This window comes from Burkholderia sp. MSHR3999, assembly GCF_000833595.1.
Classification (GTDB): Bacteria; Pseudomonadota; Gammaproteobacteria; order Burkholderiales; family Burkholderiaceae; genus Burkholderia; species Burkholderia ubonensis.
In genome coordinates this window covers 1,204,710-1,217,791 of sequence record NZ_JRFO01000007.1, presented here as the reverse complement: position 1 = coordinate 1,217,791, position 13,082 = coordinate 1,204,710, and the positions used below count along the sequence as shown (strand labels likewise).

Annotated in this window: 12 protein-coding genes; 4 read left to right on the top strand and 8 right to left on the bottom strand. The window is 70.4% G+C overall.

Going from position 1 to position 13,082, the window contains the following annotated elements; genetic code table 11:
- Window positions 1-72: 72 nt before the first annotated feature.
- On the top strand, window positions 73-660 hold the full coding sequence (locus tag KY49_RS28950) for a LysE family translocator (protein WP_042587793.1): 588 nt from the start codon (window positions 73-75) through the stop codon (window positions 658-660).
- A gap of 24 nt (window positions 661-684) precedes the next feature.
- Here the strand turns inward: KY49_RS28950 and KY49_RS28945 are convergent, their stop codons facing one another.
- Window positions 685-1,536: an AraC family transcriptional regulator gene (locus KY49_RS28945; protein WP_042587792.1), complete on the bottom strand. Its 852-nt coding sequence runs from the start codon at window positions 1,534-1,536 to the stop codon at window positions 685-687.
- 168 nt (window positions 1,537-1,704) lie between these two features.
- On the opposite strand from KY49_RS28945, the gene KY49_RS28940 reads away from it, so the two are divergent.
- Window positions 1,705-2,499, top strand: a complete 795-nt coding sequence (locus KY49_RS28940; RefSeq protein ID WP_042587791.1) for an SDR family NAD(P)-dependent oxidoreductase — start codon at window positions 1,705-1,707, stop codon at window positions 2,497-2,499.
- Window positions 2,500-2,514: 15 nt separating this feature from the next.
- On the opposite strand, the gene KY49_RS28935 is transcribed toward KY49_RS28940, so the two are convergent.
- From KY49_RS28935 to KY49_RS28915, 5 genes are all read right to left on the bottom strand, one after another.
- Complete coding sequence (locus KY49_RS28935) at window positions 2,515-2,889, bottom strand: lipoprotein (protein WP_042587790.1); 375 nt, start codon at window positions 2,887-2,889, stop codon at window positions 2,515-2,517.
- A 188-nt stretch (window positions 2,890-3,077) separates the two neighbouring features.
- Entirely contained in the window at window positions 3,078-4,148 is a 1,071-nt protein-coding gene (locus KY49_RS28930; RefSeq protein WP_042587789.1) for an AI-2E family transporter, read from the bottom strand.
- Window positions 4,149-4,292: 144 nt separating this feature from the next.
- A complete protein-coding gene (locus tag KY49_RS28925) occupies window positions 4,293-5,402 on the bottom strand; it encodes an NADH:flavin oxidoreductase/NADH oxidase (protein WP_042587788.1) in 1,110 nt (369 codons plus the stop codon).
- Window positions 5,403-5,551: 149 nt separating this feature from the next.
- A complete protein-coding gene (locus KY49_RS28920) occupies window positions 5,552-6,238 on the bottom strand; it encodes a type 1 glutamine amidotransferase domain-containing protein (protein ID WP_042587787.1) in 687 nt (228 codons plus the stop codon).
- Window positions 6,239-6,539: 301 nt separating this feature from the next.
- Window positions 6,540-7,574, bottom strand: coding sequence for a substrate-binding domain-containing protein (locus KY49_RS28915; protein WP_042587786.1), 1,035 nt, complete (start codon window positions 7,572-7,574; stop codon window positions 6,540-6,542).
- A 173-nt stretch (window positions 7,575-7,747) separates the two neighbouring features.
- On the opposite strand from KY49_RS28915, the gene KY49_RS28910 reads away from it, so the two are divergent.
- Together KY49_RS28910 and KY49_RS28905 are read left to right on the top strand one after the other, a co-directional pair.
- Window positions 7,748-9,310 (top strand): glycoside hydrolase family 68 protein, encoded by a 1,563-nt coding sequence (locus KY49_RS28910; RefSeq protein ID WP_042587785.1) that lies wholly within the window; start codon window positions 7,748-7,750, stop codon window positions 9,308-9,310.
- 158 nt (window positions 9,311-9,468) lie between these two features.
- Window positions 9,469-11,115, top strand: a complete 1,647-nt coding sequence (locus KY49_RS28905) for a glycoside hydrolase family 32 protein (protein ID WP_042587784.1) — start codon at window positions 9,469-9,471, stop codon at window positions 11,113-11,115.
- A 45-nt stretch (window positions 11,116-11,160) separates the two neighbouring features.
- Here the strand turns inward: KY49_RS28905 and KY49_RS28900 are convergent, their stop codons facing one another.
- Window positions 11,161-11,910: an SDR family oxidoreductase gene (locus KY49_RS28900; protein ID WP_042587783.1), complete on the bottom strand. Its 750-nt coding sequence runs from the start codon at window positions 11,908-11,910 to the stop codon at window positions 11,161-11,163.
- A gap of 129 nt (window positions 11,911-12,039) precedes the next feature.
- Window positions 12,040-12,957: a LysR family transcriptional regulator gene (locus KY49_RS28895; protein ID WP_042588815.1), complete on the bottom strand. Its 918-nt coding sequence runs from the start codon at window positions 12,955-12,957 to the stop codon at window positions 12,040-12,042.
- Window positions 12,958-13,082: the final 125 nt, after the last annotated feature.

The following is a 13,082-nucleotide window of genomic DNA, read 5'->3' as shown; positions in this document are numbered from 1 at the left end:
AGTTTTCTTCAATACCTGCCCGCCCCGCTCCTTTAGCCTCGATGCGACTTTCGATCCGCATGGAGGCATGGCATGAGCATTCTGGTTTCAATGGCGGCGTTCGCGCTCGCGTCGTCGATCACCCCCGGCCCCGTCAACATCGTCGCGCTGAGTGCCGGCGCGCGCTACGGCCTCGGCGCGAGCCTGCGCTACGCGGCCGGCGCGACGCTCGGCTTCGTCGCGCTGTTCCTGCTGATCGGGCTCGGCCTGCACGCGGCGCTGGTGCGCTGGCCGGTACTGACGACGGCGACGCAATGGTCCGGCATCGCGTTCCTGCTGTACATGGCGCTGCGCCTCGCGCTCGACGACGGCCGGCTCGCGTCGGACGCGCAGGTCGCCGGCCCGTCCGCGGCCTCGGGCGCGGCGATGCAATGGCTGAATCCGAAGGCGTGGCTCGCGTGCGTCGCCGCGATGGGCGCGTACGCGGCCGACGGCGACCGGGTGCTGATCTGGCAGTTTGCCGCGCTGTATCTGGTGATCTGTTTCGCGTCGATCGCGTGCTGGTCGTATGCGGGCGCGTCGCTGCGGCACCGGCTCGCGAATGCGGCCCGGATGCGCGTGTTCAATCGGCTGATGGCGCTGCTGCTCGCGGGCAGCGCGCTCTTTCTGCTCGACGCCTAGCCGGCCGCGCCTAGCCAGCCGCGCCTAGCGCGAAGCGCCGGCCGCGCCGCGATACTGCCCCGGCGTCGCCGCCGCGATCCGCCGGAATGCGCGCTGGAAATGCGCCTGATCGGCAAACCCCGCGTCGAGCGCGACGTCCGCGATCGGCCGTCCGCGGCGCAGCTCGGCGCGGCCGTACTGCACGCGGCGATCGATCAGGAACGCGTGCGGCGTCATCCCGTAGCGCGCGTTGAATGCGCGGATCAGGTACGACGGCGACAGCTCGGCCGCCGCGCAGATCGCGTCGAGCGTCACCGCGTCGCGGCAGTGCGCGGCGATGTAGTCGGCGGCGCGCGCGAGCTTCGCATTGTCGGCGGCGCACGGCGCGCGCGGCGCGGCCGGGTCGAGCGCGTCGTGCAGCCGCGTGAAGAACTCGACGGCGGCGCTTTCCTTGCCGAGCGGCTCGACGCCGGGTGCGACGAGCGTCCGGTAGAAGCGGCCGAATTGCGCGAACAGGTCGCGCCGCACGCTCGACGTCTGCGAAAAGCCGTGAAAATCCGTGTTCGGATCGCGGCCGAGCGCATGCTGCAGCCGCGCGAGCCACGGCACGTCGACGTACACCATCCGGTAGGCCCACGCGTCGCGCCCGTACGGGTTGCACGCATGCACCTGTTCGGGATCGATGATCACGAGCGCGCCGGACCCGATGCGTTCCTTCGCCGCGCCGTTCACGTAGGTGCTCGTGCCGCCGACCACCGCGCCGAGCGAAAACGTGTCGTGCGTGTGCTTCGCATAGCAGATCGTGCGCCCGTCGTCGACGGTGCGCGCCTCGATGAACGGCAGCGCGGCGTCGCGCCAGAACGGCGACGGCACGGCGGATTTGGCGGAACGACTCACGCGGACGGGCTCCCGGATCGGACGGCGAGCGCATACGGTACAGGACTGCCCCGGCCGAAGCAATCGCGTGACCAGGCCCTACCGAATCGCGCGGTTTCGCCTAAGCTTGGAATTCCGGCCGCCGCGGCAGGCCCGGCGGCTTCCTTCCACCCATCGCACTTCACACGTATGCACATCGATCTGAGTGGCAAGACCGCGATCGTCACCGCCTCCACCGCCGGCATCGGGCTGGCGATCGCCGAAGGGCTCGCGCGCGCCGGCGCGCGCGTCGTCGTCAACGGCCGCAGCGAAACGTCGGTGCAGGCCGCGCTCGCGCGCCTGCGCCGCGCAGCGCCGGGCGCGACCGTCGAAGGCGTCGCCGCCGACCTGTCCGACGCGGACGGCGCTGCACGCGTGACGCGCGCCATGCCGCAGGCCGACATCCTCGTCAACAATGCGGGCGTCTACGGCCTGAAGCCGTTCTTCGACATCGACGACGCCGAATGGACGCATTACTTCCAGGTGAACGTGATGTCCGGCGTGCGGCTCGCGCGGCATTACATGAAGGGGATGCTCGAGCGCGACTGGGGGCGCGTCGTGTTCATCTCGTCGGAATCGGCGCTGAACATCCCGGTCGACATGATTCACTACGGCTTCACGAAAACCGCGCAGCTGTCGATCGCGCGCGGGCTCGCGAAGCTCGCGGCCGGCAGCCGGGTCACCGTCAATTCGGTGCTGCCGGGGCCGACGCTGTCGGAAGGCGTGCGCACGCTGCTGAAGGAAACCGCCGACGAGACCGGCCGCAGCGTCGACGAGGTCGCGATCGAATTCGTGCGCACGCATCGTTCGAGCTCGATCATCCAGCGGCCGGCAACGCCGGAGGAAGTCGCGAACCTGGTGGTGTACGTATGCTCGCCGCAGGCGTCGGCGACGACAGGCGCCGCGCTGCGGGTCGATGGGGGCGTGGTCGATACGATCGCGTGACGGCCGCCGGGCGCGCTACCGCGCGCCGACCTTCGTCGTCTGCAGCAGCCCCTTGCGATCGGCGTCCATGCAGGTCTCGAAGCCGTGGCGCGTGACGACGCCCGCGTCGTCGAACACGACGAAATACGGCCGATACTGGTCGCCGTGGTCGAGCCGGTAGTTGTAGCAGACGCCGCTGCCGTTGCGGACCATCCACACGCTGCGCGGGTTGCCGCCCGCGCGAATGACGTCGGCGCGCGTCGCGCCGTGCGCGGACGCGGCCCTCGGCACCGGCAGGCGCGAATACGAAAACGGCAGCAGCGCTTCAAGCCACGCGCAGCCGCTGATCATCAGGCAGCCCGCCGCCAGGGAGAGCGCCGCTGCGGGCCGGGACATCGGGATCGATCGCATGCTCGGAAAATCTGCTGCGCCAGGCCGGCGCGGTCGAAAGTCCCCATGCTACTCGACCTTCGGGGCCGGATCGAAAAACTTTTTTGAAGATGCGTGCCAGAGCCCGCTACGGCGCGGCTCGCCGCCCGCGCGAATCGTGAAGCAATGTTGCGGCGCCGTTGCGACCGCACGACGCGGCCCGCCGCTCGTCAGGCGACCCACTCGGCCCACAGCATCGTGAGCACGGTCATCAGCGCGGGGCCGATGAACAGGCCGAGCAGGCCGAACGTCTCGGCGCCGCCGAGAATGCCGAACAGCACGAGCAGGAACGGCAGCCGTGCGGAGCTGCCGATCAGCACCGGCCGCACGAAGTGCTCGGCGACGAACACGACGACGAAGCCGGTCGCGGCCACCGCCACCGCCCACGCGGTCGCGCCCTGCACGAACAGCCACAGCGCCGCGCCGCAGAACACGATCGGCGCACAGAACGGCAGCATCGCGGCGACCGCCGTGACGAGCCCGAGCAGCGCCGCATGCGGCACGCCCGCGAGCACGTAGGCGATGCCGAGCAGCGCGCCTTCGCCGAGCCCGACGACGACGAGGCCCGTCACGGTGCCGTGCACGGCCGCCGCCATCCGCTCGATCAACTGCGCGCCGTTGCCGCCGAACGCGCGCTGCACGCCCTGCAGCAGCGCGCCCGACAGCTTGTGGCCCGCGCGCAGGATCACGAACAGCGTGACCAGCATGAAGCCGAATTCGAGCACCGCATGTGCGAGCTTCGAGCCGAAGTGCCGGCCGAACGCGATGAAGGTCTCGCTGTTGACGCCCTTCATCGCGGCCTCCGCATGCAGCGGATGCCCGAGATGGGCCTGCCACCACGCGGCGACCTGCGGCGCGCCGACCGGCAGCCGGGCGACCACGTCGGGCACCGGAATGCCGTTGTCCTGCACCGTGCGCAGCCACTCGCGCAGGTCGTGCGCCTGCCCGATCGCCTGGATCAGCGCGATCGCCACCGGCAGCACGACGAGCAGCGACACCGCGGCCGTGATGACGGTCGCGACGACGGTCGGCCGCTCGCGGAACAGCCGGTGCGACTCGAAGCGCTTCAGCAGCGGCCACAGCGCGATCGCGATCACGCACGCCCACGCGATCGCCGGGATGAACGCGCGGATCACCCACAGCGCGAGCGCCAGCAGTCCCGCATAGAGGACCACCCGCGCGATCTGTTGCGCGCCCGGACGCGCGGCGGAATCGGAAGACGGCGGTACGTTTGCGCCCATGAGCCCTCGGTCGAAAGAAAAACGGCGGTTCGCGCAGGCGACGTGCGTCGCGCGAACCGCCATTCTATCGGCGTCGGTGCCGGATCAGCCATCGCAAGCGGCCGGCCGATCGTACCGGCCCGCCGCGCGGCGGCGCGCCCGGGGTCAGGCCGCCTTGGCCGCGAGCTTGTAGCGTTCGAGCCAGTGCGCGTACGGCGCGGGCAGCGTCCACGACGGCCGCTCGACGCCGAGCTGCTTGGCCGCGTAGTACGGCCAGTGCGGATCGGCCAGGTGCGCGCGGCCGACCATCACGAGATCGAGCTGCTGGTCCGCGACCACGCGTTCGGCGAGCTGCGGCGTATCGATCCCCCACGCGGACGCGACCGGCAGCCCGGCCTCGCGGCGCACCCGCTCGGCGACCGGCGCGAGAAACGCCGGGCCCCACGGAATCTGCGCGGCGGGCGTCGAGAAGCCGACCGACACGCTCAGCAGGTCGAGCCCTTCCGCCTTCAGCCGCTGCGTGAGCGCGATCGATTCGGCGAGCGTCTCGTCGTCACGGCCGTCGTATTCGATCACGCCGAGCCGCGCGGTCAGCGGCAGGTGCTCCGGCCACACCTTGCGCACGGCCGCGAGCGTCTCGACGAGGAAGCGGCCGCGATTGTCGGCCGAGCCGCCGTACGCGTCGTCGCGATGGTTCGAATGCACCGAGAAGAAGCTCTGGCCCAGATAGCCGTGCGCGAAATGCAGCTCGAGCCATTCGAAGCCGATGTCGCGCGCCCGTTTGGCCGCCGCGACGAAATCCGCCTGCACGCGCGCGATGTCGTCGCGCGTCATCTCGCGCGGCACCTTCGGCAGGTGCGCGCCGAACGGCACCGCCGACGGCGCGATGGTCTGCCAGCCGTGCGGATCGCCGTCGGCGATGTGATCGTCGCCTTCCCACGGACGGTTCGCGCTCGCCTTGCGGCCCGCGTGCGCGAGCTGGATGCCCGGCACCGCGCCCGCCGCCTTGATCGCGGCGACCGACGGCGCGAACGCTTGCGCCTGCGCGTCGGTCCACAGTCCCGCGCAGCCCGGCGTGATGCGGCCTTCCGGCGCCACCGCGGTCGCCTCGGCGATCACGAGGCCCGCGCCGCCGCGCGCAATGCCGGCGAGGTGCACGTGATGCCAGTCGTTGACGACGCCGTCTTCGGCGACGTACTGGCACATCGGCGGCACCGCGATCCGGTTGCGCAGCGTGACATCCTTGAGTTTGAACGGTTCGAACAGGGCAGACATCCACGACTCCTTTGATTGGTCCTGCAAAACGACAGCACGGGTACGGCCCGCCGCGCAACGCGCGGCGAACCGATCCGGGATGCCCGCCGGCACGGGCCGGCGGGCGACGAAAACGGGCGGCGCCGCAACGTTCGGCGCCGCGCGGGAGGCTACGCGCGCTTGAGCTGCGCGAGCAGCGCGTCGGCCGCCGGCGCCGACGACGCCGGGTTCTGGCCGGTGATCAGCAGCCCGTCGACGACGACGTGCGGCGCCCAGTCGGGGCCGTGCTCGTAGCGCGCGCCATTGGTCTCGAGCATGTCCTGCACGAGGAACGGCACGACTTCGGTCAGCTCGACGGCGGCTTCCTCGCTGTTCGAGAAGCCGGTCACGCGCTTGCCGCGCACCACCGATTCGGCCGTCTTCGGGTCCTTCACGTGGCGCAGCACGCCCGGCGCATGGCACACGAGCGCGACCGGCTTGCCGGCGCCGAGCGTGCGCTCGATCAGCGAGATCGAATGCAGGTCCTCGGCAAGATCCCACAGCGGGCCGTGGCCGCCCGGATAGAACACCGCGTCGTAGTCGTCGGGCAACACGTCGGCGAGCTTGCGCGTGGCGGCCAGCTCGGCTTTCGCGGCCGCGTCCGCTTCGAAGCAGCGGGTCGCGTCGGTCTGCGCGGACGGATCGCTGCTCTTCGGATCGAGCGGCGGCTGCCCGCCCAGCGGCGACACGAGCGTCAGTTCCGCGCCCGCATCCTTGAACGCGTAGTACGGCGCCGCCAGCTCCTCGAGCCAGAAGCCGGTCTTCTTGCCGGTGTCGCCCAGGGTGTCGTGCGACGTCAGCACAACGAGAATCTTCATGATCGGACACTCCTTCGAAAGGGTGGAAACAGGGCCGCGCATCGTGCGCCTGCCCGTCAATCAAATATGGCACGTCGACGTGCGGTCCGCGTCAGCGAGGGCCTGCATGCGAACTCTCTATTAGACCAGTCGTCTCGGCACGTCCCGCAATGAAGCCCGATGACATCGCGCAAACCCGCCTGCGCCCCGTTGCCTCACTTCGGCAGCCGCGCCGAATGGGCGCCGCTGCATTCGACAGGCTGGATGATAGCCGCCGATTAGACCAGTCGTCTAGAAAAATGGAGATACGACCTTATGGCCGTCATGGATTTCCGCGCGGCGGCCCGTCCGTGTCCCCTGCTTCGACGACCGGCATTTCGAGCCGCTGCCCGCGGCCGCCGCCGTCGATCATCCCGAGCATCAGCTCCGCGAGCGACCGCCCCGTTGCGTGCCCGGTCGGCTGCACGATCGCGGTCACGCGGTGCGGATGCGCGACGTCGTCGGGCACGCCGTCGTAGACGATCAGCGACAGCGCCTCGCCCAGCCGCCGCCCGCTGTCGACGATCGCGCGAAACGCGCCGCTGCCCGCGATGTTGTTGTCGACGAAAATCGCGGTCGGCGGCTCGGCGAGCGCGAGCAGCGCGCGCGCCGCCTGCAGGCCGCCGTCGCGCGTGAACGGGCACTCGACCCGCAGCGCCGGATCCGGCTCGATGCCGGCCTCGCGCAGCGCGGCGTCGAAGCCCGCGCGCCGCTGCGCCGCGAAATTCAGCGTCAGCGGCGCGCCGATCATCGCGATGCGCCGGTGCCCGAACCCGATCAGCCGCTCGACGGCCGCCTTCGCGCCGGCCGCGTTGTCGAAGTCGAACCACGCGTACGGTTCCGTGCGCTCGGTGCGGCCGTACGCGACATACGGAAACCCGCGCGACGCCAGGAACGCGATGCGCGGATCGTCGACGAGCGTACGCGCGACGATCAGCCCGTCGACGAGCTTGCCGTCGACGAGCCGCCGGTAGGTGTCCAGCTCCGCATTCGGCCGCGCGGACACGATGAAGAAATCGAGGTTGCGCTCGGCGAGCCGCTCGGTGATCCCCGCGACGACTTCGGCGAAGCGCGGATCGCCGAGATCGCCCGCGCCGAACGGATAGACGATCCCGATCGCGTCCGCGCGCCCGGTCGCGAGGCGGCGCGCGGTCGGGTCCGCGACGTAGCCCATCTCGCGCGCGGCCTTCATCACCCGTTCGCGGGTCGCCTCGCTCACGTCGTCATAGCCGTTCAGCGCCCGGCTGACCGTCGTGCGCGACAGCCCGAGCGCATCCGAGAGCGCCTTCAGATTCACCTTCACCGTCGTTCCTCGCATTCGCCAGTCCACCCGGCCGCCTCCGACCGGGTAATTATTTCCATTTGGTAAGCATTACCGTCAAATAAATATCTTTTGACGCCCAAACCGGTTTGAAATAGCATCCAAACCGGTTTGGACATCGATGCCACCTTCAGCCGTTCCCTTTCACCGTCAAACGAAACAACGCCGAGATGACATACTTCCCCTTTTTCCGCTCGCCGCAGGGCAAACGTTTGCCGCTCGCTGGCTGCGCACTGGCCGCCTTCGCGGCCTTCGCCGTCGTTGCACATGCGCAGACCGCCGGCGCCCCGGAGCCCACGCCGCACACGCAGCAGGCGTACGACCCCGAGAGCAACTTCACGATGCGCTGGACCCGCGCCGACATCCGTCAGATCGTCGCCCAGTCGCACACCGCCGGCGCCGACCGGAACTCGCTGCCGCAAGCCCTGACGATGCCGGACATCCCGCAGGATTTCCCGCTGATCAACTCGAACGTGTGGGTCTGGGACACGTGGCCGCTCGCCGACCTGCGCGCGAACCAGCTCAGCTACAAGGGCTGGGAGGTGATCTTCTCGCTCACCGCCGACCCGCATGCCGGCTACACGTTCGACGACCGCCACGTGCACGCGCGGATCGGCTTCTTCTACCGCCGCGCGGGCATCCCCGCGTCCCAGCGTCCGGCGAACGGCGGCTGGACCTGGGGCGGCCACCTGTTCCCGGACGGCGCGAGCGCCAAGGTGTTCGGCACCTCGCCGATGACCAACAACGCCGAATGGTCGGGCTCCGCGCGCCTCACGCAAGGCGACAACGTCAGCCTCTACTACACCGCGACGTCGTTCAACCGCTCGGCGCCGGGCGGCGCCGACATCACGCCGCCCCAGGCGATCATCACGCGCGCCGACGGCCACATCCATGCCGACGACAAGCACGTGTGGTTCAGCGGCTTCGACGATCACAAGGCGCTGCTGCAGCCGGACGGCAACTACTACCAGACCGGCCAGCAGAACACCTACTTCTCGTTCCGCGACCCGTTCGTGTTCACCGATCCCGCGCACCCGGGCAAGACCTACATGGTGTTCGAGGGCAACACGGGCGGCCCGCGCGGCGCGCGCACCTGCACTGAAGCCGACCTCGGCTACGCGCCGAACGATCCGTACAAGGAAGACCTCAACGCGGTGATGAATGCCGGCGCAGTGTATCAAAAGGCCAACGTCGGCCTCGCGGTCGCGACGAACCCGCAGCTGACCGCGTGGAAGTTCCTGCCGCCGATACTGTCGGCGAACTGCGTGGACGACCAGACCGAGCGTCCGCAGATCTACCTGAAGGACGGCAAGTACTACCTGTTCACGATCAGCCACCGCACGACGATGGCCGCGGGCGTGGACGGGCCGGACGGTGTCTACGGCTTCGTCGGCAACGGCATCCGCAGCGACTTCCTGCCGCTGAACGGCGGCAGCGGCCTCGTGCTCGGCAACCCGACCGACTTCTCGGCGCCGGCCGGCGCGCCGTATGCGCAGGACCCGAACCAGAACCCGCGCGAATTCCAGTCGTATTCGCACTACGTGATGCCGGGCGGGCTCGTCGAGTCGTTCATCGACGCGATCGGCCCGCGCCGCGGCGGCACGCTCGCGCCGACGGTGAAGGTCAACATCAACGGCACGTCGACGGCGGTCGACCGCCAGTACGGCCGCGGCGGTCTCGGCGGCTACGGCGACATCCCCGCGAACCTGCCCGCGCAGGGCCCCGGCCACTGACGACGGCCGCGCGCAGTCACGCGCAGCGCGCGCGTATCGGGCGTGTCCCGTGCGCGCGCGTGCCGTCACCCTCTGCCCGCCGCGCGCCGCGCCGCCAATCCGCATCCGGCGCGCAGCGCGCGGCGGTCCGCTTCGCCGGACGCAGCCTGGAACCACGCATGAGATTCACGCTACCCCGTTTTCCCTTCCACGCGGCGCTCCTGCTCGCGTGCACGGCCGGCGCGCACGCCGCCGCGCCCTGCGTCGCCCCCTGCGCCGCGCCCGTCGCCGACGGCACGCCGCAATGGCGGCCCGCGATTCACTACACGCCGCGGCGCAACTGGATGAACGACCCGAACGGCCTCGTCTACGAGAACGGCCGCTATCACCTGTTCTATCAGTTCAATCCGGCCGGCAACGACTGGGGCAACATGTCCTGGGGCCATGCGACCAGCACCGACCTCGTCCACTGGCGCGAGCAGCCGGTCGCGATGCGCGCGAACGCGACCGAGGAATTCTTTTCCGGCTCGATCGTCGCCGATACCCGCAACACGTCCGGCCTCGGCGCGCCGGGGCAGACGCCGCTCGTCGCGCTGTATACGAGCGTCTACAAGGCGGGCTCCGGCCACGCGCCCGGCACGCAGGCGCAGTCGCTCGCGTACAGCCTCGATCACGGCGCGACCTGGCGGCCGTACGCGCACAACCCGGTGCTCACGCTCGATCCGGAATCGAAGCAGTTTCGCGACCCGAAGGTGTCGTGGTACGCGCCGGGCGGGTACTGGCTGATGACGACGGTCGTCGCCGATGCGCAGGTCGTCAAGCTCTATCGCTCCGACGACCTGATCCACTGGGCGTTCCTGAGCGACTTCACGCTGCCCGGCGTGCCGCACGACGGCGCGCTGTGGGAAATGCCCGACCTGATCGCGCTGCCGCTCGACGGCGATCCGGCGCGGATCAAGTGGGTGATGATCGTCAACGTCAATCCGTGGTCGATCGCGGGCGGCTCGGGGTCGATGGTTTTCGTCGGCGACTTCGACGGCCGCACGTTCACGCCCGATCGCGTCGCGCCGGCCGGCGCCGATCCCGCGCAGTTCCGCTGGGTCGATCACGGCGCGGATTTCTACGCAGCCGGCACGTTCTCGGGCGCGCCGGGCGCGCAACCGGTCGGCATCGCGTGGATGAGCAACTGGGACTATGCGGCCAAGGCGCCGACCACGCCGTGGCGCGGCGCGATGACGCTGCCGCGCGCGTTCGCGCTGAAGACGATCGACGGCGAGCCGCGGCTCGTCGTCACGCCGGCTCCGGCGTTCGACGCGTGGGCGGACGGCCGGCCCGCAACGCATCTCGGCAACGTGAGCGTCGCGTCGGCGACGCGAGAACTGCCGGCCGCGACGCGCGGCACGGTGCAGCGGATCACGCTGACGCTCACGCCGCAGTCGGCCGCGCGCGCAGGGCTCGTCGTGCGGCGCTCGGCGGATGGCGCGATCGGCACGCGGATCGTCTACGACACGGCGAGGCAGACGTTGACGCTCGACCGGTCGCAATCCGGCGAGGCGAATTTCTCCAACGCATTCAGCCGGCAGCACATCGTGAACCTGCCGCTGCAAAACGGGCGGTTGCCGCTCGAAATCGTCGTCGATCGCGGCTCGGTCGAAGTGTTCGCAGGTCACGGCCGCACCGCGATCACCGACCTGATCTTCCCGCCCGGCGATGCCGACCGCGTCGCCGTGTTCGCGGAGCACGGCGGCGCGACGTTCGGCGGGCTGACGGTGACGAACCTCGCGGGGCCGGACGATGCCGGCCGTGCTTGCGACGCGCCGCGCTAGCCGCGCGAACGCGCCGGCTGACGGCGGGCGCCCGCCGTCAGCCGCTCAAAGCAGCCCCATCCCGCCCGACGCGATGATTTCCGCGCCGACGATGAAGGCGGACTCCGGCGCGCTCAGGTGCAGCACGGTCGACGCGATCTCGTCCGGCGTGCCGAACCGGCCGATCGGCACGAGGCCCTTGATCTTCCCGGCGGTCGCCTCGAGCGTCGCGGCGTCGAGCCCGAGCTTGCCGTACAGCGGCGTCTCGACGGGCCCCGGGCTCACGACGTTCACGCGCACGCCGTTCGGCAGCAGCTCCGTCGACAGCGTCTTCGCGAGCGAATTCACCGCGGCCTTGCTCGCCGCGTAGACCGACGACCCCGGCATCCCGATGTGCGCGTTGATCGACCCGTTGATGACGATCGACGCGCCGCGGTTCAGCAGCGGCACGAGCGCCTGGATCTGGAAATACGCGCCCTTCACGTTGGTGTTGAACACGAGATCCCACAGGGCCTCGTCGACGTCCGCGAACGACGCGAGCTTCGCGACGCCCGCGTTCACGAACACCGCGTCGAGCCGCGCCCCCGCCGCGCTGATCGCATCCGCGAGCTCGCGGGCCGCCGCCACGCTGCCCGCGTCGTTGCGGATCGCGAGCGCCCCGTCGCCGAGCGTGCGTTGCGCGGCGGCGAGCGCCTCCACGTCGCGCCCGGTGACGATCACCCGCGCGCCTTCCGCCGCGAATGCCCGTGCGGCCGCGAGGCCAATCCCGCTGGTGCCGCCCGTGACGAGCACCGTCTTGCCTTTGAAGCGTTCCATGATGTTCTCCAGTGATTTCGGTGAATGACCGTGAACGCATGGTGCGCGCGAAGCTGCCCGCTGCCGTACGACTCGCGCGACGAAAACGTTCGAATCCATCGAACGTGTTCCGGCCGGAGCCGCACGCCGTCACGGCACGACGTCGATCCCGTCGAGCAGGCGCTGCGCGAGGCGCGGCACACGGAGCTGCTCGAGCCACCACTGCAACGCCCGGCCTTCGCGATCGCCGCGCCACGCGACGTACAGCACGTTCGGCTCGCGCGGCTCGGCGGTCGGCATCTCGACCAGCTCGCCGCGCGCGAGCAGCGTCGCGGCGCGGCGCCGCGGCACCCAGCCGACGCCGAGCCCGTCGCGCTGCGCCAGGATCTTCGTGCGCATCGACGGCACCGCCAGCACCGTCTGGCCACCCAGCAAGCCGTACGCGCGGCCGGCGGCGAGCCGCGACGAATCCGCGACCACGACCGCGCGGTGCGCGCCGATCGCATCGCGCGTCAGCGGGTCGCGCGCGGCCGCGAGCGGATGGCGCGGCGACACCGCGAACACCCAGTCGAGCGCGCCCAGCTCGAACCATTTCAGCCCGGGAATCGCTGGCGGCTCGTTGGTCGCGCCGACGATCAGGTCGGCCCGGCCGTCGCGCAGCGCTTCCCAGGTGCCGCCGAGCACCTCGTGCGTGAAGCGCAGCGACACGCCCGAATCCAGCGCATCGAACGCGCGGACCACCGGCATCATCGATTCGAACTCGAGCAGCTCGTCGCTGACGATCCACAACCGGTCCTCCCAGCCGCTCGCGATCTGCCGCACCCGTTGCGTGAGCCGCGCGACGTCGAGCATCAGGCGCGCCGCCTCGTCGGCGAGCAACTGGCCGGCGGGCGTGAGCTGCAGCCGGTAGCGGCGCCGGTCGAACAGCAGCGCGTCGAAGCGCGCCTCGAGCTGGCGCGCCGCATGCGACACCGTCGACGGCGCCTTGCCGAGGCGCGCCGCCGCGCGCGACAGGCTGCCGGTCGCGCGGATCGCATCGAGCAGCGCGAATTCTTCTTCAGACAACATGGACACGCTCCGGCCTGGGGACGTCGTGATCGGAATCGTGATCGTAAGGCAGCCGCGCATGCCGGTCCAATCCGCGACGCGCGGCCCTTCAGCCGGCATACTGGCGACATGCCGATTCCGGCAAA

What these genes read in the sequence shown, in the direction of transcription:
- KY49_RS28950 (WP_042587793.1), top strand. Translation starts at nt 73, where the DNA reads ATGAGCATTCTGGTTTCAATGGCGGCGTTCGCGCTCGCGTCGTCGATC.
- KY49_RS28940 (WP_042587791.1), top strand. Translation starts at nt 1,705, where the DNA reads ATGCACATCGATCTGAGTGGCAAGACCGCGATCGTCACCGCCTCCACC.
- KY49_RS28935 (WP_042587790.1), bottom strand. Translation starts at nt 2,889, where the DNA reads ATGCGATCGATCCCGATGTCCCGGCCCGCAGCGGCGCTCTCCCTGGCG.
- KY49_RS28930 (WP_042587789.1), bottom strand. Translation starts at nt 4,148, where the DNA reads ATGGGCGCAAACGTACCGCCGTCTTCCGATTCCGCCGCGCGTCCGGGC.
- KY49_RS28925 (WP_042587788.1), bottom strand. Translation starts at nt 5,402, where the DNA reads ATGTCTGCCCTGTTCGAACCGTTCAAACTCAAGGATGTCACGCTGCGC.
- KY49_RS28920 (WP_042587787.1), bottom strand. Translation starts at nt 6,238, where the DNA reads ATGAAGATTCTCGTTGTGCTGACGTCGCACGACACCCTGGGCGACACC.
- KY49_RS28915 (WP_042587786.1), bottom strand. Translation starts at nt 7,574, where the DNA reads ATGCGAGGAACGACGGTGAAGGTGAATCTGAAGGCGCTCTCGGATGCG.
- KY49_RS28910 (WP_042587785.1), top strand. Translation starts at nt 7,748, where the DNA reads ATGACATACTTCCCCTTTTTCCGCTCGCCGCAGGGCAAACGTTTGCCG.
- KY49_RS28905 (WP_042587784.1), top strand. Translation starts at nt 9,469, where the DNA reads ATGAGATTCACGCTACCCCGTTTTCCCTTCCACGCGGCGCTCCTGCTC.
- KY49_RS28900 (WP_042587783.1), bottom strand. Translation starts at nt 11,910, where the DNA reads ATGGAACGCTTCAAAGGCAAGACGGTGCTCGTCACGGGCGGCACCAGC.
- KY49_RS28895 (WP_042588815.1), bottom strand. Translation starts at nt 12,957, where the DNA reads ATGTTGTCTGAAGAAGAATTCGCGCTGCTCGATGCGATCCGCGCGACC.